Origin of the sequence: Agarivorans sp. DSG3-1, assembly GCF_046774965.1 — a bacterium.
In the GTDB taxonomy this organism is placed as follows: Bacteria; Pseudomonadota; Gammaproteobacteria; order Enterobacterales; family Celerinatantimonadaceae; genus Agarivorans.
In genome coordinates, this window is sequence record NZ_CP177241.1 from 2018125 (window position 1) to 2037370 (window position 19246).

General features: G+C 43.6%; 18 protein-coding genes. 7 read left to right on the forward strand and 11 right to left on the reverse strand.

Translation table 11 applies throughout. The features are described 5' to 3' along the window. Nucleotides 1–6 precede the first annotated feature (6 nt). Together pykF and arcA are read right to left on the reverse strand one after the other, a co-directional pair. Complete coding sequence (pykF, locus tag ACLD71_RS09555) at nt 7–1419, reverse strand: pyruvate kinase PykF (protein WP_137673736.1); 1413 nt, start codon at nt 1417–1419, stop codon at nt 7–9. A gap of 251 nt (nt 1420–1670) precedes the next feature. Further along, a complete protein-coding gene (gene arcA / locus ACLD71_RS09560) occupies nt 1671–2381 on the reverse strand; it encodes a two-component system response regulator ArcA (RefSeq protein ID WP_137673737.1) in 711 nt (236 codons plus the stop codon). A gap of 751 nt (nt 2382–3132) precedes the next feature. On the opposite strand from arcA, the gene ACLD71_RS09565 reads away from it, so the two are divergent. Beyond that, complete coding sequence (locus ACLD71_RS09565) at nt 3133–3630, forward strand: putative 4-hydroxy-4-methyl-2-oxoglutarate aldolase (RefSeq protein ID WP_137673738.1); 498 nt, start codon at nt 3133–3135, stop codon at nt 3628–3630. On the opposite strand, the gene ACLD71_RS09570 is transcribed toward ACLD71_RS09565, so the two are convergent. Further along, nucleotides 3627–4178: a hypothetical protein gene (locus ACLD71_RS09570; protein ID WP_411994410.1), complete on the reverse strand. Its 552-nt coding sequence runs from the start codon at nt 4176–4178 to the stop codon at nt 3627–3629. The two genes, ACLD71_RS09565 and ACLD71_RS09570, sit on opposite strands and share 4 nt — an antisense overlap. Nucleotides 4179–4312: 134 nt before the next feature. Further along, the gene (aceK, locus tag ACLD71_RS09575; RefSeq protein ID WP_137673740.1) at nt 4313–6019 is read right to left on the reverse strand and encodes a bifunctional isocitrate dehydrogenase kinase/phosphatase; all 1707 of its coding nucleotides are present in this window, start codon (nt 6017–6019) and stop codon (nt 4313–4315) included. Nucleotides 6020–6586: 567 nt separating this feature from the next. On the opposite strand from aceK, the gene thrA reads away from it, so the two are divergent. From thrA to tesB, 4 genes are all read left to right on the forward strand, one after another. Beyond that, complete coding sequence (gene thrA, locus ACLD71_RS09580) at nt 6587–9058, forward strand: bifunctional aspartate kinase/homoserine dehydrogenase I (RefSeq protein WP_411994412.1); 2472 nt, start codon at nt 6587–6589, stop codon at nt 9056–9058. Between the two features lies 1 nt (nt 9059). After that, complete coding sequence (gene thrB, locus ACLD71_RS09585; RefSeq protein WP_137673742.1) at nt 9060–10025, forward strand: homoserine kinase; 966 nt, start codon at nt 9060–9062, stop codon at nt 10023–10025. Beyond that, on the forward strand, nt 10022–11299 hold the full coding sequence (thrC, locus tag ACLD71_RS09590) for a threonine synthase (RefSeq protein ID WP_411994413.1): 1278 nt from the start codon (nt 10022–10024) through the stop codon (nt 11297–11299). Before thrB ends, thrC begins: the two co-directional genes overlap by 4 nt. Nucleotides 11300–11551: 252 nt before the next feature. Next, the gene (tesB, locus tag ACLD71_RS09595; RefSeq protein WP_137673745.1) at nt 11552–12412 is read left to right on the forward strand and encodes an acyl-CoA thioesterase II; all 861 of its coding nucleotides are present in this window, start codon (nt 11552–11554) and stop codon (nt 12410–12412) included. A 75-nt stretch (nt 12413–12487) separates the two neighbouring features. On the opposite strand, the gene grcA is transcribed toward tesB, so the two are convergent. Continuing rightward, nucleotides 12488–12880 carry an autonomous glycyl radical cofactor GrcA gene (gene grcA, locus ACLD71_RS09600; RefSeq protein ID WP_411994415.1) on the reverse strand — a complete coding sequence of 131 codons (393 nt, stop codon included), beginning with the start codon at nt 12878–12880 and terminating at the stop codon, nt 12488–12490. Nucleotides 12881–13297: 417 nt separating this feature from the next. Here grcA and ACLD71_RS09605 point away from each other — a divergent pair, with 417 nt between their 5' ends. After that, a complete protein-coding gene (locus ACLD71_RS09605) occupies nt 13298–13849 on the forward strand; it encodes a hemerythrin domain-containing protein (protein ID WP_303513759.1) in 552 nt (183 codons plus the stop codon). Nucleotides 13850–13898: 49 nt separating this feature from the next. Here the strand turns inward: ACLD71_RS09605 and ACLD71_RS09610 are convergent, their stop codons facing one another. After that, nucleotides 13899–14066, reverse strand: coding sequence for a DUF3545 family protein (locus ACLD71_RS09610; RefSeq protein ID WP_137673748.1), 168 nt, complete (start codon nt 14064–14066; stop codon nt 13899–13901). Nucleotides 14067–14370: 304 nt separating this feature from the next. On the opposite strand from ACLD71_RS09610, the gene ACLD71_RS09615 reads away from it, so the two are divergent. Next, the gene (locus ACLD71_RS09615; RefSeq protein WP_411994417.1) at nt 14371–15780 is read left to right on the forward strand and encodes an alanine/glycine:cation symporter family protein; all 1410 of its coding nucleotides are present in this window, start codon (nt 14371–14373) and stop codon (nt 15778–15780) included. 54 nt (nt 15781–15834) lie between these two features. Here ACLD71_RS09615 and ruvX read toward each other — a convergent pair whose 3' ends face one another. The 5 genes from ruvX to ACLD71_RS09640 form a co-directional block, all read right to left on the reverse strand. Then, on the reverse strand, nt 15835–16263 hold the full coding sequence (ruvX, locus tag ACLD71_RS09620) for a Holliday junction resolvase RuvX (RefSeq protein ID WP_411994419.1): 429 nt from the start codon (nt 16261–16263) through the stop codon (nt 15835–15837). 94 nt (nt 16264–16357) lie between these two features. Beyond that, complete coding sequence (locus ACLD71_RS09625) at nt 16358–16921, reverse strand: YqgE/AlgH family protein (RefSeq protein ID WP_137675309.1); 564 nt, start codon at nt 16919–16921, stop codon at nt 16358–16360. A gap of 27 nt (nt 16922–16948) precedes the next feature. Beyond that, nucleotides 16949–17905 (reverse strand): glutathione synthase, encoded by a 957-nt coding sequence (gshB, locus tag ACLD71_RS09630; RefSeq protein WP_137675310.1) that lies wholly within the window; start codon nt 17903–17905, stop codon nt 16949–16951. After that, complete coding sequence (gene rsmE / locus ACLD71_RS09635) at nt 17906–18637, reverse strand: 16S rRNA (uracil(1498)-N(3))-methyltransferase (RefSeq protein ID WP_137675311.1); 732 nt, start codon at nt 18635–18637, stop codon at nt 17906–17908. It lies immediately after the preceding gene. A 121-nt stretch (nt 18638–18758) separates the two neighbouring features. Further along, nucleotides 18759–19229 carry a SprT family zinc-dependent metalloprotease gene (locus ACLD71_RS09640; RefSeq protein ID WP_303513743.1) on the reverse strand — a complete coding sequence of 157 codons (471 nt, stop codon included), beginning with the start codon at nt 19227–19229 and terminating at the stop codon, nt 18759–18761. Nucleotides 19230–19246 lie beyond the last annotated feature (17 nt).

Here is a 19246-nt window from a genome sequence, read left to right on the forward strand (position 1 = left end):
GTAAAATTACAGTACGTGTACAGAAGAAGTGTTAGTTGTACCAGAAGGTACTAAGGCACCAGATACCATCACAATGATGTCGCCTTTGTTAGCAAGACCAGATTCCATCGCTAGGTCTTTACCTAGAGCGTAGAATGCGTCAGTGCTTTCAATGCTATCAACAACATGTGGGTAAACACCTTTAGTCAAGCAAAGTTGAGCAGATGTTTTAGTGTTAGTAGTAATCGCTAAAATGTTCGCTTTAGGGAAGTACTTACGAACAGACTTAGCTGATTTACCGCCTTCAGTAGCCACAACGATAAGAGGAGCACTTAGCTTCTCAGACGCTTCAACAGCACCTTTACATACCGCTTCAGTGATGCGTAGTTTACCGCTATCACGTGCTGGATCTAGGTTAGAAGGCATTACTGCGTCAGTACGCTCACAAATAGTTGCCATGATAGATACCGCTTCTACAGGGTATTTACCTTTAGCAGACTCACCAGAAAGCATTACTGCATCAGTACCGTCTAAGATTGCGTTAGCAACGTCGCCCGCTTCAGCGCGAGTTGGACGTGGGTTTTTGATCATTGAGTCAAGCATTTGTGTTGCAGTGATAACCAGCTTACGAGCACGGTTACATTTCTCAATCATCATTTTCTGAGCGAAGATTACTTCTTCAACTGGGATTTCAACACCTAAGTCACCACGAGCAACCATGATGCCGTCAGATACTTCTAAAATTTCGTCGAAGTTATCTACGCCTTCTTGGTTTTCGATTTTAGAGATGATTTGGATAGCGTCGCCACCATTCTCTTTAAGAAGTTGACGAATTTCTAGTACGTCTTCTTTCTTACGAATGAAAGATGCAGCGATGAAATCTACGCCTTGCTCACAACCAAAGATTAAGTCGCCTTTATCTTTAGCTGAAAGTGCAGGTAGTTGAACGATTACGCCAGGAAGGTTAACACCTTTGTTTTCGCCTAGGTCACCGTTGTTAAGAACAGTACACTTAACTTCGTCGTCAGAAACAGCAATAACTTCCATTTCGATTAGGCCGTCATCTACTAAGATGATGTTGCCTACTTTCAAGTCAGCCGCTAAACCAGGGTAAGTTACCGCTACGCGAGTTGAGTCGCCGATAATTGTTTGGTCAGTAGTGAATGTGAACTCTTGACCTGCAACTAAGCTTACGTCATCGCCGCCAGCTAGTTTAATCGTACGGATTTCTGGACCTTTAGTATCCAATAAAACAGCAGCAGATTTGCCCGTGTTCTTAATAACTTCACGTAGGTTGTTGATGCGAGTGCCGTGCTCTGCAAAGTCCCCGTGAGAGAAGTTAAGACGCATTACGTTCATGCCTGATTCAACTAACTTAGTTAGCATTTCTACCGATTCAGTTTTTGGACCAATGGTACAAACTATTTTGGTTTTCTTCATTGAAGTGACTCTCCGTTAAGGATGCTAGTAAAAAAATCTGCGCACATTATACAAGATTGATCACAAAAGGATATGTAGAAAAATAACTACAAATCAGAATGTCGATCAAAATATTGTCGATTTATTGGCTGTAAATGTGGCTGGTAATTTGTTCGAATTTGTAAAACCTTGCCAGCCTGCTCATTTATTGAGCATCTAGCAAGTATAAAAAAACCTCGCGAAACTGCGAGGTTTTGTTGAGCATTTATTGCTTACTCAATTTCACCACAAAAACGATAGCCTTCGCCGTGAATAGTCGCGATGATCTCTGGCGTTTCGGGGATTGATTCGAAGTGTTTTCTAATTCGACGAATGGTAACGTCTACAGTCCGGTCATGTGGCTTAAGCTCACGGCCTGTCATCTTCTTAAGCAAGTCAGCTCGGGTTTGAATCTGCCCAGGGTTTTCTACAAAGTGCAACATTGCGCGAAACTCGCTGCGTGGTAATTTGTAGGTTTCTTGATGAGGGCTTACTAAAGAGCGACTGTTAATGTCTAAGGTCCAGCCGTTGAAGCGATATTCTTCAACAGAGCCTTTATCTTCATTGGCTGCTTGACCATTTACAGTGCGGTTTAACAAGTTGCGAGCTCGAATAGTTAGCTCGCGAGGATTGAATGGTTTAGTAATGTAGTCATCTGCACCAATTTCTAAGCCTAAAATTTTGTCTACTTCGTTGTCTCTGCCTGTTAAGAACATCAAGGCAATTTGTTCACGATCACGTAATTCGCGTGCTAATAACAAGCCGTTTTTACCAGGAAGGTTAATATCCATGATAATTAAGTGAACAGAGTGCGCTTCAAGCACGCTATTCATTTCATTGCCGTCGATAGCTTCAAACACGTTATAGCCTTCGGCTTCAAAAGTGCTTTTTAGCGTGTTACGAGTGACCAATTCGTCCTCGACGATTAAAATATTCGGTGTCATGGTCTTCCCCAATGCTGTTTAGAATAAGTGGGCTTGCGAACAAGTAGCTCAAATAAAAGGTGCAAAGCAATCGCTACTTAATTCAATCCATGTTGAGTTTGTGTTAAAACCCGTTGAATGGCAAAAAAATAGACAAATAGTTTGCCTGAAACGCGTGTTAAATCGGCGTATGAGACCTTCTATATGCATTGTTCGTTACAAGCAATAAACATATTCTATGGGCTTAACAGTGATATAACAACTTGAGACTGAAAAAAGCTTACGTTTTCTGCTGTGCTTTTGATTCAAATCAATCGGAATTGACCATTTTAACGATTTTTAAAAGACAATACTGAAAATAAACTACATGTTTACTTTATATGAAAACACTATCTTTTGGGTCATTGCTAACTTTAAATATCAAAGGCTTGCGATAATTACCGTGAGTAATCCTTTTAGTGTTACGAGAATCCGATTATTCAGTCGAAAGTAAGACTGTTATTTAGTTTCATGTTTACAGTTGCTGCAGTTTACTCACTGCTGGCTTACGGCAGGCTAGCGTGATCTAAATCATTACGATTTTAGTGCAGTTGTTGATCGCTCGTTAATTGATGTGCAACATATTGCAAAGCTTTTCAGGCAAAAGATTTTTAGTTGGATAAACGACCACTGTTATCTGCGCGAATGGCTGTGTATTAAGCAAGCTATTTCAAGCTTAGGCCTAAGCCGACCATTGGTATAATGTATAACTTGATGATAAAGGATGACCGCCATGCAAGACCTTCTTCCCGAGCTTTGTGATCTTTACCCTGAGCAGGTAAAACTATTAGACCCGATATTTACTCTCTATGGCGCTAAGCCGTTATTTTGGGGCCAGGTGGTCACTGTAAAATGTTGGCAAGATAATAGCCGAGTTAAAGAGTTATTAGCCACTCCGGGTGAGGGAAAGGTGCTGGTGGTAGACGGAGGTGGAAGTGTAGAGCGTGCTTTAATGGGCGATTTAATTGCTGACTCAGCCTATGTGCAAGGTTGGGCTGGTGTGGTAATCAATGGAGCTATCCGTGATGTAAGCGCCATTAATACCATGGACTTGGGGGTTAGAGCTTTAGCAGCATGCCCAATGAAAACCGAACGAAAAGGCTTAGGTGAGCTTAACTGTAGTATTGAGTTTGCTAGCCAAGAAATAAAGCCCGGTATGTTCATTTATGCTGATGAGAATGGTGTGCTAGTGAGTGAACAGGCCTTAGAGCTACCTGAAGGTTTTGCTTAGAAGCGGTAGCCTAAACCAAATTGTACCTGTTGCTGAGTTTGTTTATCTTGCTGAGCTTCCACTTGATAAACGGCTTTAACATCAATATTTTTAAGTAAGTGGTAAGTACTCGACAGCTCTAGACTATGCTCGGTATTGTCGTATTTAGGTTGGTGAACCTGCACCAGCTTACTTTGAATTGAGAGGCTTTTTAGGGGTTGATAATTTACCCCAGTGGAAAGGTTGAAACCTTTGCGGGTGGCAATATCGTCGTATTGGTTATTTACCCCTGCTTCAACAAATAAAGACAATTCGCTGCGCAGTTTGTGCTGATAGCCGCCGTTAAAGAACCAAGATTGACCGTCGTTATCGTCACCAGTGGCTACAAACTGGCTATTGTTGTAACCCGTAACGTACCAATTTTTTACTTGGCTACGGGAAGACAGCTGTATATGTTCGCCATCGCCGTAACTTAGGCTCATTTCACTTTCAACATCTGCAGCAAACGCCGCGCCAGAAACGACAAAAAGAGCAACAACAAGTGAATGCTGAAATAGTAACTTAGCCACCGCTGCTCCTTATTATTATTTTTGTTTCTAAAAAGTAGTATGGTTGATCCTTTGCTTAAGATCACCGCTGATCCTCAAAAATTTAAACAAAACCGATTAAATGATCATTTCATATAATTTTGTAGCAGGATCCTCTACCTGTTTACAAATCGGCGACGTCTTCGATAAGGATAAACGTCTTCAAACAGACCATTTTTAATGTTCTGTTGTAGTTGCTGCCAATACTTGGCTTGAAATAACTCAGCGTGTAACTCTTTAAAGACCTGTTTAACAACGGGTTTACCTAACAGAAAGGTGGCAAACTCTTCTGGGAAAATGTCATTGGGCCCAACGGAATAGCTTGGATGGGCACCCCATTGATCTTCGGGATATTGAGATTTTGGAAACTCTCTAAAGTTGCATTCGGTCATGTAAGAAATTTCATCATAATCGTAAAATACTACACGACCATGACGGGTCACTCCAAAATTCTTAAACAACATATCGCCGGGGAAAATATTGGCGGCAGCGAGTTGTTTGATGGCGTTGCCGTACTCATCAATAACTTGTCGTGTTTGTGCTTCATCAGCTTTATCCAAATACATATTGAGCGGGATCATTTTGCGTTCGGTATAAAGATGCTTAATGGTGATGGATTCGCCTTCTATATGTAACATTGATGGCGCTACCGCGTGCAACTCATCTAACAAGGTTTGGCTAAAGCGAGCTAGCGGAAACTCCACATTAGAAAATTCCTGAGTGTCGGCCATTCTGCCCACCCGATCATGTTGTTTTACCAAACGGTACTTCTCTTTAACGATGGCATGGCTAACATCTTTGGGTGGAGTAAATTCATCCTTAATGATTTTGAAGACGACATCGTAAGAAGGCAGGGTGAATACGCTCATCACCATACCTTTAATGCCAGGTGCAAGTTCGAATTGATCGCTCGAGTTATGTAGGTGGTTGAGGTAGTGACGATACAACTCGGTTTTACCGTGTTTTTGACAACCAATGGCGGTAAACAACTCGTAATCTGTTTTATTAGGGAGCAATTGCTTTAGAAAATTGACAATGCGCCTTGGTGCGGGGGCATCCACCATAAAGTAGGAGCGGGCAAAGCCAAAGATAATACTCACTTCGTCACTATCGATAAGTACCGTATCAACGCTCACTTTGCCATGTTGATTAAGCAGTGGAAACACCATTGGGAAATTTAATCCTTCACTTTTATAGTGGCCGATTAAATAGGCGGCTTTGTTACGGTAAAACACTGGCTGCAGCATGGTGATTTTGTGTAATTGTTGGCCCGCAAGCTGAGGTACTTGATTAAGTCGCTCAGTGATAAAAGAGATATCGCGAGTTAAGTCTTCATAATCGATACTAAAGCTATAATCTTCAAACAAGCTATGCAGTAAGCGTTCTAGTTGAGTATCTTGATACCGCTTTGTGAGTAACTGATAGTCAAATAATTTACTGCAGCGACTCGGTCTTATAAAGAGTTGGCTTTCTTCTATATAGCGATGATGGAACAAACGTTGGTAAACCGAATTAAAGAAAGATTCAGCAACTTCAAAGTTATCATGCTGCTTAAGCAAGTCTGAATAGTGAGATTTAACCGCTGCGCAAAACTGGTTGCTGCGCTGTAGATGGCCGGTGAGCTGTTTAATGGCTTCTCGGGCTTCGGTTACGTGGTGGTCATAAAGGCGAATACGCTCACGAGAAGCGAGTTGTACCGACATCCAATCGGCATCTTCAAAGCGTTGTTTAGCGCCACGGGTCACTTCTAAAAAGCATTGGTAGAAGCTATTGAAGCGCTGCAGCATGGCGTGGGCAGCTTGGTGTTCCATCAATTCATTCATAGGTATTTTCTTATTGTTGTTTTTTTATCCACTATGGCAGGATTTAAACACCTGTTCAAATTTTTATTGCTGGGCTTCGGTTACCTTAATTAGCGAGCCAGATAGCGGGCGAAGGCGTTTAGTCTGTTTTCGATTCTAGGGGTTACTTATGTTGAATGAAGGGTAATCAAAGGTGGGAGTTGAGCGAGAGATTGGATTATAAATGCTTAATTATTCGTATAAAACTTATGAAGCATTCACTACAAGTTATCTTTGAGGAGATAAAGCTGCCGCTAGCGACTTCTGAGATTATTAGCAAAAATCAGGGCTTAAGGCTGTTCTTGGCCTTTAAAGGCTTGTTTTCCCCATTATGCTAAACAAATAAAACTTGACTATAGCGCCCAGCTGGTTATGGTATGAACATAAATTGGATTTAGATTTTTTATTCAGATGTCAGTACATTTTGTTTACACAACCACCGGAACGATTACCCGCATTACTACATGCGGGTCGGGCTGGTTGTAGCAAATAACTACATCGAAGAAAGCCCGTATCACTCACGATGCGGGTTTTTTTTTGGGAGGAACAATGCGAGTTTTAAAATTTGGTGGATCATCTTTAGCCGACGCTGAGCGCTTTAACCGCGCTGCCGATATTGTGTTAAGCAATCAGCATCAATCTCAAATGGCTGTGGTACTGTCGGCTCCTGCTGGCGTGACCAATGACTTAGTTGCTGTCGTCGACAAAGTGAGTCACGGTAATGATGGCGAAAGCTATTTAAACCGTATTGAAGAAACCTTCCAAGCCTTGCTTACTCAGTTAAAGGCTAAGTACGCTGGTTTTGCGATTGAGCAAATGCAGTTAATGGTGCATCAAGAGTTGGGCGAGCTTCGCCAGCTACTTAAAGGTGTTGCCTTGTTACAGCAATGCCCAGACAACATTCGCGCTAAAGTACTCTCTACTGGTGAAAAACTTAGCATTCACACAATGAACCACTTGCTATTAGTGCGTGGTCATAGTGCTGAGATCATTATTCCTCAGCAAAAATTGGTTGCCAATTCAGGCGGTTACCTAGAAGCGGTTGTTGATATTCAAGCGTCTAAGCAGCGTTTAAATCGTGCAATGATTCAAGAAGGTGTTATTTACTTAATGCCTGGCTTCACTGCTGGTAATGACCAAGGTGAAACCGTTGTGCTTGGCCGCAATGGTTCAGATTACAGTGCGGCAGTATTAGCTGCTTGTTTAGATGCAGAATGTTGCGAAATTTGGACCGACGTAGACGGCGTATATAACTGCGACCCACGAATTGTTGAAGACGCACGTTTATTGCGTAGCTTAAGCTACCCAGAAGCGATGGAGCTTAGTTACTTTGGTGCCAAAGTATTGCACCCTAAAACCATTGCACCGATTGCCCAGTATCATATTCCTTGCCTCATCAAGAACACTTTTAACCCACAAGGTGAAGGTACCTTGATTGGCGCACAAAGCCCTGCTCAAGATGATTTGCCGGTTAAAGCGCTATCAAGCTTGTCTGAACTCACGATGCTTACTGTTTCAGGCCCAGGCATGAAAGGTATGGTTGGCATGGCAGGGCGAATTTTTGAAAGCATTTCGCGCAGTAAAGTATCAGTGGCGCTAATTACCCAGTCTAGCTGCGAATATAGCGTTAGCTTTTGTATTCATAGTATTGATGCCACTCGCGCGCTTGAGGCCTTAAACGAAGAGTTTGAGTTAGAGTTAGCGAATCAACTATTAGAACCGATTGAAACTATCGACAAGCTGGCAATTATTTCGCTGGTGGGCGATAGCATGCGCCGTAGCAAGGGGGTTGCTGCACGCTTCTTTACTTCTCTTGCGGAAGTGGCAATTAACATAGTCGCGATTGCGCAAGGCTCTTCAGAGCGTTCTATTTCGGCAGTGGTGTCTCAAGAGAAAGCTGCTGAGGCGATTCGCGCCTGTCACCAAAACTTCTTTAACAGCATGCATTACATTGATTTATTCCTGATTGGCGTAGGCGGTGTTGGTGGTGCTTTAGTTGAGCAAATTCATGCTCAACAAGGCCATTTAAAAGAGCAGCAAATTGGTATTCGGGTATGTGGTGTGGCGAACAGTCGTAAGCTACTGTTGGATGCTAAGGGCTTAGATTTAGAGAACTGGCAACAACAGCTAGAGGCTACCGAAGAGAATGGTGGTTTCAGTTTAGCCAACGTTACTGACTTAGTTGGCCAAAGCCACCTTATTAACCCGGTGATAGTAGATTGTACTAGCAACGATGATATTGCCGGCAAATACGCCGAGTTTCTAGCTAATGGCTTTCACGTAGTTACTGCCAATAAAAAGGCCAATACTTCAAGCATGGAGTATTACCAACAACTACGTAAAACTGCCTTGGCAATGCGCCGTAAGTTTTTATACGACACTAACGTAGGTGCTGGTTTACCAGTAATTGAAAACCTACAAAACTTGCTTAAAGCTGGCGATAAGCTGGAACGCTTTAACGGGATCCTTTCTGGCTCGTTATCTTTCATCTTTGGTAAATTAGATGAAGGCATGAGCTTCTCCGAGGCAACAACTATTGCTCGTGAAAACGGCTTTACCGAGCCTGATCCGCGAGATGATTTATCGGGTATGGACGTTGCTCGTAAACTGCTTATTCTGGCTCGTGAAGCGGGCATGCCTTTAAGCATCGAAGACATTCAAATAGATAAAGCCTTACCGCCAAACTTTGATTCAAGTGGCGATACTGAAGCCTTTATGGCGCGCCTGCCAGAAGCCGATGCTTATTTTGCTAAGTTGATGGAAGATGCCGCAGCCGAAGGTAAGGTATTACGTTACCTTGGTAGCATTGATAAAGGTGTATGCAAAGTATCGTTAAGTGCGGTAGCAGCAGACGACCCATTAAACCGTGTTAAGGACGGCGAAAATGCCTTAGCCTTTTACAGCCGTTATTATCAACCTATTCCATTGGTATTACGTGGCTACGGCGCTGGCACTGCGGTAACCGCTGCGGGTGTATTTGCTGATGTACTAAGAACCTTAAACTGGAACCAAGAGGTATAATATGAGTGTTGTTGTTTATGCTCCAGCCTCAACGGCCAATGTCAGTGTTGGCTTTGATTCCCTAGGCGCTGCCTTATCTCCTATCGACGGCCGATTGTTGGGTGATAGAGTAATGGTGGAAGCCGCTGAAGGTGATGATGTCGTCATTGAGAACGTGGGTGATTTTGCCCACAAGCTACCGGCCGATCCTAAACAAAACATTCTTTACGATTGCTACCACTATTTTGCTAAGCAGTATGCCGAGCAGGTTGGCAAGCCCTTAGCGTGTGTAAAAATGACCCTAGAGAAAAACTTGCCAATAGGCAGTGGTTTAGGCTCTAGTGCTTGTTCGGTGGTAGCCGCTTTAGAAGGCTTAAATGCTTTTGTTGATACGCCCTTTGATAAAGAGCAAATGCTTATTATGATGGGCGAGCTAGAAGGGCAGATTAGCGGCAGTGTGCATTATGACAACGTAGCCCCTTGTTACTTGGGCGGCATGCAACTGATGTTGCAGCAAGAAGGCGCTACTAGCCAAGCGATTCCCCATTTTGAAGATTGGTATTGGATTGTTGCCTACCCAGGCATTAATATCTCTACCGCGCAGGCTCGTTCAATTTTACCTGCGCAATATCGTCGCCAAGATACCCTAGAGTTTGGCCGTAATTTAGCCGGATTTGTACATGCTAGTTACAGCAAACAACCTGAGCTAGCGGCGACATTGTTAAAAGACAATATTATCGCCGAACCTTATCGCGCGGCACTTATTCCGGGCTTTGATGAAGTACGCAGTTTTGCCGCTCAAAGCGGCGCTTTAGCTAGCGGTATTTCTGGCTCTGGACCAACAATATTTATTGTTACGCCAGTGCTTGAGCAAGCACAACGCACCAAAAGCTGGTTAGAACAACACTTTATTCAAAACGAAGATGGATTTTGCCATGTTTGTAAAATCGATGAGCAGGGCACACGAGTAACAGGAACGTCGCTATGAACTTATACAATCTAAAACACAACGAAGAACAAGTTAGCTTTACTCAAGCGGTTAAACAAGGTTTGGGCAAACAGCAAGGTTTGTTCTTCCCTGATAATATTCCAGCCTTTGATGATATTGACGCGTTGCTTGATCTGGATTTTCATCCGCGCTGTGCAAAGTTGTTAGCGGCATTGCTAGATAACGAGTTGCCTGAGCAAGAATTGCTAGAAATGGTCACTAAGGCTTTTATCTTCCCTGCGCCTTTGGCCGAGGTAAGCGATAAAATTAGTGCTCTAGAATTATTCCACGGCCCAACTTTAGCGTTTAAAGACTTTGGTGGCCGTTTTATGGCGCAGTGTTTAGCTAAATTTTCTAATGGCAATAAAACCACTATTTTAACCGCAACTTCTGGCGATACTGGCGCTGCGGTGGCACATGCATTTTATGGCATGGAAAACATCAATGTTGTGGTGCTTTATCCAAAAGGTAAAATTAGTCCGCTACAAGAAAAGCTGTTCTGTACCTTAGGCGGTAACATTACCACTGTTGCAGTAGAAGCTGACTTTGATGCTTGCCAAGCCATGGTGAAGCAGTCGTTTGACGATGAAGCACTTAAACAAGCGATTGGCCTTAATTCTGCTAACTCAATCAATATTAGCCGTTTAGTGGCGCAGGTATGTTATTACTTCGAAGCGGCTGCTCAGTTGTCAAAAGCACAGCGCGAGCAATTAGTGGTTTCTGTGCCGTCAGGTAACTTTGGTAACCTAACAGCTGGCCTGATTGCAAAAGCGATGGGTTTGCCAATTAAACGCTTTATTGCCGCAACTAACGCAAACGACACGGTACCGCGCTATTTGGCCTCAGGTAATTGGGAGCCAAAGCCTACTCAAGCTACGCTGTCTAATGCAATGGACGTAAGCCAGCCAAACAACTGGCCACGTGTAGAAGAGCTGTTTAAAACCAAAGGTTGGCCACTTAGTGACCTAGGCAAAGGCGTAATGAGCGATGCTCAAACTGCTGAAGCAGTTAAAGCTTTAGACGACGCAGGCTATGTATGTGAACCGCATGGCGCAATTGCTTACCAACAGCTAACCGAGCAATTGGCCGAGGGCGAGCAAGGCTTGTTCCTATGTACTGCGCATCCCGCTAAGTTTAAAGAAAGCGTTGAAGAGATATTGGGTCGCGAAATCGGTTTACCTAAGCCGCTAGCAGACCGAGCAGATTTAGCGCTGTTATCTAAAGAAATGCCTGCCGATTTCGCTCAACTACGTGAACTGCTTATGAGCATTTAAGTTTAGCCTAAGCTAAGCAGAATGAACTAAACAGCGCCTTACTTGGCGCTGTTTTTGTTTGAGCGGATAGTAAGAAAAGTCGAGGGGATTAAGTGGCTAAACTATTTTGGCAAGTTATTGGCTGAGACGAGTATTAAGTCGATTCAAGGTAATCAATTTGGTCTTTAGTTGCAGTCTAGTTTGACCCCGAGTTGATCTTTGTTTCGTTCTCGCGCATATTGCAGGGATTGCTAGGACAAAATCAAAATAACTATGAGTAAAGTGTTAAAAGATCTACTTGAGCTGCTTACCCTAGAGCGTATTGAAGAAGGGCTGTTTCGTGGCTGTAGCCAAGATTTAGGTTTTGGTGCTGTGTTTGGCGGCCAAGTAATGGGGCAGGCGTTATCGGCTGCTAAAGAAACGGTAGATGAGAAGCGCCAAGTTCATTCTTTTCACTCTTACTTTTTACGCCCTGGCGATCCCAACCATCGAATCGTTTATGATATTGAAAGTATTCGCGACGGGCGAAGCATGTCTACTCGCCGAGTGAAAGCTATTCAGTTTGGTAAGCCTATCTTTTATATGACGGCTTCATTTCAAGAGCCTACCATTGGCTTTGAACACCAAGATGAAATGCCGCAAGTGCCCGCACCGGAAGAGCTGCAGTCAGAACAAGAGTATGCTTTTCAATTGCGCGATCAACTGCCTGATGCAGTGCGGGATAAGTTTATTTGCGACAAGCCATTAGAAATGCGCCCGGTAAGCTTTGTTAACCCTTTGCAGCCAGAAAAGCTAGAAGCTAAACGTTGCGTATGGTTTAAAGCGAATGGACAAATGCCAGACGATGGCCGTATTCACCGTTATTTGCTGGCTTACGCCTCAGACTTTAACTTTCTGCCTACAGCTTTGCAGCCACACGGTCGCTCGTTTATTGAGCCCTCTATACAAACTGCCACTATTGACCACAGCATGTGGTATCACCAAGATTTTCGCTTAGACGAGTGGTTATTGTATGTTGTCGACAGCCCAGCGGCTTCTCAAGGGCGTGGCCTAGTGAGAGGGCAGTTCTTCACGCGTGAAGGTAAGTTGGTCGCATCAACCATTCAAGAAGGGTTGATTAGAGAGCGTGATTAAGCTTATTTAGGAAGGTACAACTAATACTAAAAAAGCATGCCTAGGCATGCTTTTTTTATTGAGCGAAACTGAAGCTTACAAAGATTCAGTAAAAGTACGTGTAATTACGTCCTGTTGTTGCTCAGTCGTTAGCGAGTTAAAACGTACCGCATAACCTGAAACACGAATGGTTAGTTGTGGGTACTTTTCTGGGTGCTTAACTGCATCTTCTAAGGTTTCGCGACGCAGTACGTTCACGTTTAGGTGTTGGCCACCTTCTTCAATAGGTTGTGCTTTCATTGGCACTTCACGATACTCGATTTGACCCAATGCATCGATAGCTACCACTTCATCTTCAGCGTACAGCTCATCTTTTACACATAGGCAACGAGCTTGGTTTTGCTCGTTATCTAATAGCCAGAAAGAACCCAATAGTGCGTCGTTGTCTGCTTTAGTAATTTGAATACCTGTGGTCATAACATACCTCATTAGCTAAAAATTGTAATTTTATTACATAATATAGCGATCCTTGAGCCACTTATCGAATCATTATCGCCACTTGCTGTAACTATACTACAATTGACCTTAATCAAAAAAGGGTTTTTTTTGAATTTTATTATTAATTTTATTGATGATGGTTAAGGGCTAGCTTATTGTCTTGTGCTAGGAGGTGAAGCTGTGTTTGAATAATATCTAAGCAGTAGTGGTCGATTTGTTATTCAAGCATTTGTTTTTTATGGTTTAGTAGTTACATAACTGTGTGTGATCTCATTTTGGGGTGTTTATCTTAAAAAGTGTGAACTGAGCGAAAAGCAAATCTGTCTAATAAACGATCTAGCGCAATTAAAGTACAACGGTGAGTCCTTTATACTGATTTAAAGAGTGCTGGTTAGCCAAGGAGAAGCAATGTTACAAAGTCTTCATCAAGATCATCAAAATATCGCTAAGTTGCTGAAGGTGTTAGAGCAGAAGTTGGCTCACATTCGCAATGAAAAAGCGGTTAAGTACAAGTTGATCGCTCATATTATTAGCTACATGCAAGAATACGCAGATCGTTACCACCATCCTAAAGAAGATTTAATTTACGAATACTACGTTAAGTACCGTGTTGTAGAGGATGACCTTTCCGACCAACTGAAAAAGCAACACCAACACTTGTTGGAAATGACTGATGAGTTGAGTGATATTCTTGACATTATTTTACTGGATGCAGTGGTTCCGCTTGACCAGTTCAGTGACAAGTTAGAAGCCTTTATTAAGGCGCAGTGGGAACATCTTAACTATGAAGAAGAGGTGATTTTCCCTGCGTTGAAACGCCACCTAACCGCTGACGATTGGCGTGCGATAGAGCAAAGTTGGCAGCACGGCAATTATGAAGACCCATTGTTTGGTCATCGTGTGCAAGAGCAATACAAAGCTCTATCAGAACGCATCAAGCTATCTGAGCCACAAGAATAGTGAGCAAATACCCAGTAACAAAAAACCCGGCTTAGCCGGGTTTTTTTATTTAGTATTCGTATTCAGTTTGAAGGTCAAAACTATTGTCGATTGACTGTAGTTCCTTTTGTAAACGAATCTTATCTTTAATGGCTTCTATTTCACGCCATTTACGCTTCTTATTTGAACTGCGAGAAGATTTACTTGTTTCAACAGTATCCAAGTCTAGCCTATCCATGGTTATCTCCTTGTATGTTGTTGCAATTAATAAGTACCACACGTGCACAAAAAGTAAAATACTAATGTTGCAAAAAAGTTACCGCGGGCAATTTTTTCATCAAATTTTGTGAAACTTCCTATGCTTTATAAGTAGTCTGTAACTTAGTTACCAGCATAAATAACTTTTATTTATATACGGCCGTGTTTTTATCTTGTTTTTGTTATATATCAAAGCATGGTTAGTTGCTCACGCCTAAACTCCGCGCTCATTTAAACCTAAGCTAGGTTTTAAACGAACAACAAAAGTAAGGTGAATGTAAACCATGAATGAGATTGTGAACTGGTTAAACGACGTACTTTGGGGCAATTTGCTCATCTATTTGCTGTTGGGTACCGGTGTTCTATTCACCGTGCGAACTAAATTTATTCAGTTTCGTCATTTTGGACACATGTTTTCAGTAATGAAATCGAGTCGTAAAGGCGATGCTAGCGGTATTTCTTCTTTCCAAGCCTTGTGTACCAGCCTGGCGGCTCGTGTCGGTACCGGCAATTTAGCAGGTGTTGCCTTAGCCATTAGTCTTGGCGGCCCTGGAGCGGTGTTCTGGATGTGGGTAGTGGCATTACTAGGTATGGCTACCAGCTTTGCAGAAAGCAGCTTGGCCCAGCTCTACAAAATCAAAGACAGCGACGGTAACTTCCGGGGTGGGCCTTCTTATTACATGGAGCAGGGCCTAGGTAAACGTTGGATGGGCGTGATCTTCGCTATCTGCTTGATTGTAGCGTTTGGTTTAGTCTTTAACGCGGTACAAGCTAACTCAATTGCTTCAGCCTTACACGAAGCATTTGGCTTTGAAAAATATGTGGTTGGCGGCATCTTAGTGGCTGCAGCTGCATTAATCATCTTTGGTGGCATTCGCAGTATTGCTCGTTTTGCCGAGTTAGTGGTACCGATTATGGCCTTAGCTTACGTGCTAGTGGCCTTAGTGGTTGTGCTGATGAATATTCAACAAATGCCTGAGGTGTTTAGTTTAATCTTCCGTTCGGCATTTGGCTTTCAAGAAGCTGGTGCTGGTGCCTTAGGCGCCGCCATGATGAACGGTATTAAGCGCGGTTTGTTTTCTAACGAAGCAGGTATGGGTAGTGCACCAAATGCAGCCGCTACGGCAACGCCTTACCCGCCTCATCCTGCATCGCAAGGTTACGTGCAAATGTTGGGTGTGTTTATCGATACTCTAGTGATTTGTACCGCGACAGCGGCCATTATTCTGCTTAGCTACAATGAGCAATTAACGGGTGATGGTATCGCGTTAACCCAACAAGCACTTAGTGGCCAAGTGGGTGAGTGGGGAAGTTATTTTGTTGGCGTGGCAATTATCTTCTTTGCCTTTACCTCTATTGTGGGTAACTACTCTTACGCTGAAACAAACTTGATTTTCCTCGAGCATAACCATAAAGCGGGTTTATGGGTTTTCCGCTTATTAGTGCTCTCAATGGTGATGTTTGGTGCGGTAGTGAAAATTGATATTATTTGGAATCTAGCAGATGTATCGATGGGCTTTATGGCAATTGTCAATTTAGTGGCTATTTTAATGCTCTCTGGCGTAGTGGTTAAACTGGCTAAGGACTATAACCGCCAACTAGATGCGGGCAAAGTGCCCACTTTTAACAGCGATGATTACCCAGAACTGAAGCAGCAAATAGATCCAGAAATCTGGTCCAGCTCTAAGAAGTAGCTACTGCAACATAAAAAGCCTCGATACTCTCGAGGCTGTTTTATGTTTGTAAGCTTAATATTGTTCTGCGCACCAGCTTTCAAAGATAAGAGCGGCTGCTAGGCTGTCTACCGTGCCTTTTTCAAGGGCTTTATAGCCACCTAATTCAAATAACTTTTCTTTGGCATCTACTGTGGTTAGTCGTTCGTCCTGCATCGCAATTTGGTAGCCAAAGCGGCCGTGTAAGCGGTTGGCGAACTTCTTGGCGCGGCTCGTAATGTCTTGCTCGGTACCGTCCATATTCAGCGGTAAACCAATCACTAATAAATCAGGCTGCCATTGTTCTAGTAGCTTTTCCAATAGGGGCCATGAAGGGATCCCATCTTGTGCTTTAATTGCGGTTAATGGCTTAGCGCTGCCGGTGAGCTCTTGACCAATGGCTACGCCAATGCTTTTGGTTCCAAAATCAAAAGCCAGTACTGAACGTTCTCCATCGCGCGCCATTATGTTCGCCCTGCTGGTTTATTGTTAGAGGGCAGCCATAAACCTAGCCAAGCTGCACTTAGAGTTAAGCAAGAACGATGTTGATGTGTGTTCATTACGCGTGTCCTACTTGGCTAGATAGTTGCCAAATATCGATACCTAAATGATTGGCCGCGGCTTCCCAGCGCTTATGGCTTGGTGTCCTAAAAATGATATCGGTACTGGCGGGCAGGGTTAGCCAAGAGTTTTCGGCAATCTCTTGCTCTAACTGACCCGCTTCCCAGCTGGCGTAACCTAAGGTAACAATGTATTCACTGGGTTGAGAATCTGTGCCTAGGGTATCGAGCACATCTTTTGAGGTGGTCACCATCAGTTCATCGCTTATTTCTAAGCTACTGCTAAAGCCTTTAACTGGCGAGTGCAAAACAAAACCGCGCTCTTGAGCCACTGGTCCACCTTGGTAAACCGGTTTATCTAAATCTTGACGGATCATCTCTACCTGATCTTGCAATTCTATTTGCTCTAGCAACGACTCTACCGATAAATCGACAGGAACATTGATGACTAGGCCCATAGCGCCTTCATCGTTGTGCTCGCAAAGGTAAACTACCGAGCGCTTAAAGAACGGATCGTTCAGGCTCGGCATGGCGATTAAAAACTGATTTTGCAGGGTATTCATTGCGTCCAAATTAAACCTTACTACTGTCTAGGTTGATGCTTTAAGTCTAGCTTCAATCGCATCCATTAACTTGCCAGTGATAGATATATCATAGGCGGCTTCAATCTCTTTTATACAAGTTGGGCTGGTAACGTTAATTTCGGTGACTTTATCGCCAATCACGTCTAAGCCCACAAAGACTAAGCCCTTTTCTTTAAGAGATGGACCAATGGAGTTGGCAATGTTCCAATCGCTTTCAGAAAGCGGTTGTGCAACACCACGGCCTCCTGCTGCTAAGTTACCGCGAGTTTCTCCTTTAGAGGGAATGCGCGCTAAGCAATAAGGCATTGGCTCGCCGTCTACAATCAAAATACGCTTATCACCGTCTACAATCTCGGGGATGAACTTTTGCGCCATGCAATATTCTTGACCGTGATTGGTGAGGGTTTCTAAGATTACGCCTACATTAGGATCGCCATCTTTTAGGCGGAATATAGACGCGCCACCCATGCCGTCTAGCGGCTTCATAATGACGTCTTTATGTTGTTGATGAAACGCTTTAAGACGCGGCATGTCGCTACTAACTAAGGTCGTTGGCGTAAATTCAGAGAACCATGCGGTAAACAGCTTTTCGTTGGCGTCACGTAGGCTTTGTGGCTTGTTAATAATTAAACTGCCTTCAGCTTCTGCGCGCTCTAGTATGTAGGTGGCGTAAATAAATTCAGTATCAAAAGGTGGATCTTTACGCATCAGTATCACGTCGAGCTCACTGAGGCTCTGGTCTACTTGGCTGCCAAGTTCGTACCAAGATTGGGGATTCTCTTGTACCGCAAGTGGGCGCATATTGGCCGCCGCACGGCCGCCATCTAAGTAAAGATCTTGCATTTCCATGTAGTAAATTTCGTAGCCGCGCTTTTGCGCTTCCATCAACATGGCAAAGCTTGAGTCTTTTTTAATGTTAATGTTGGCGATGGGGTCCATCACGATACCAAGTTTAATACTCATTTATGCTAAGTCTCCAAATTGACACTGCAAAGCGGTGATTGCCGTTAATGCGGCGGTTTCTGTGCGCAATACACGGGGGCCTAAAATGGTCTCTTGAAATTGGTATTGATTACATACTTCAATTTCTTGAGCACTTAAGCCGCCTTCTGGCCCAATTAGTAAGCGTACTCCATTTTCAGGAGTAGGCAGGGTCTTAATGCTATATGGGGCCTTTGGATGCAAATTCAACTTCATTGCTGATGAGGTCTCGCTAGCCCATTGCTCTAAACTTTGTAGCTGTGCTACTTCAGGCACGATGCTTCTGCCTGATTGCTCGCAGGCAGCGATTGCAATTTTTTGCCATTGCTGGCGTTTTTTCTCGAACCGTTCTTGATTCAGTTTTACGCCACAGCGCTCGCTGGTAAGAGGGGTAATTTTGTTTACGCCTAGCTCTACAGATTTTTGAATGGTGAATTCCATGCGATCACCACGAGAAATAACTTGGCCTAGGTGGATATCTAGCGGTGATTCAGAATCATTGATATGCACTTCAGTAATTTTTACCGATACATGCTTTTTACTGCTGCTCTCAATGATGGCTGGGTAGTTGTTGCCATCGCTATTAAATAGCTCGAGTAGCTGACCTGCTTCCATTCTTAATACTCGGCCCACATGATTAGCGGCTTCTTCATCTAGCTCTGTGAGTTGATGTAGCGCGAGCGATTGAGACTGATAAATACGAGGAATGCGCATGGTAAAAAGGTGGCTCCGTAATCTAGCAAGAAAAATGGTTGGTTTTACTGCTAAAGAATAAACCTATTGCTGGTTTATTCCCAGCAACTCTATGAATCTGGGAAGGATAAGGTACCTCTCTTCACTGACTTATTTGAAGAACCTGTCTGCAGGTGCGGCATTGATAGCTCGCGCCTTTAAGTACCTTGTTGTGGCGACGGATGCTGAGTAGGTGGCTTTGGCACGCACAGCGGTATTCGACGCTGTTGATTTTTATGCTTTCAAGTGAGTAGTTATGGGTGGTGTGCGGAGGGCAGTTAAATACGTTCAACATAATGGCTTGCCACTCTTTACCGTGTGGTTTTACTCGGCCATACACGGCGTGGCAGATGATATGAGCGACTTCATGAGGAACGGTTTGTGCTAGAAAGTGTTCAGGTTGCTGCTGATAAAAGTGGGCATTAAAGCGCAAACGCCAGCGGCTTAAGTTAGCACTGCCTGCCACTTTGCTATTACGCGCCGACAACAGTATTTCTGGGCGGGTAAATGTTCGCTCAAAAAAAGTCTCAGCTTGGATAAAGCAATCTTCTACGGTTTGGTTTAGGCGTTGCACGCTAACTTCAGTTCTCC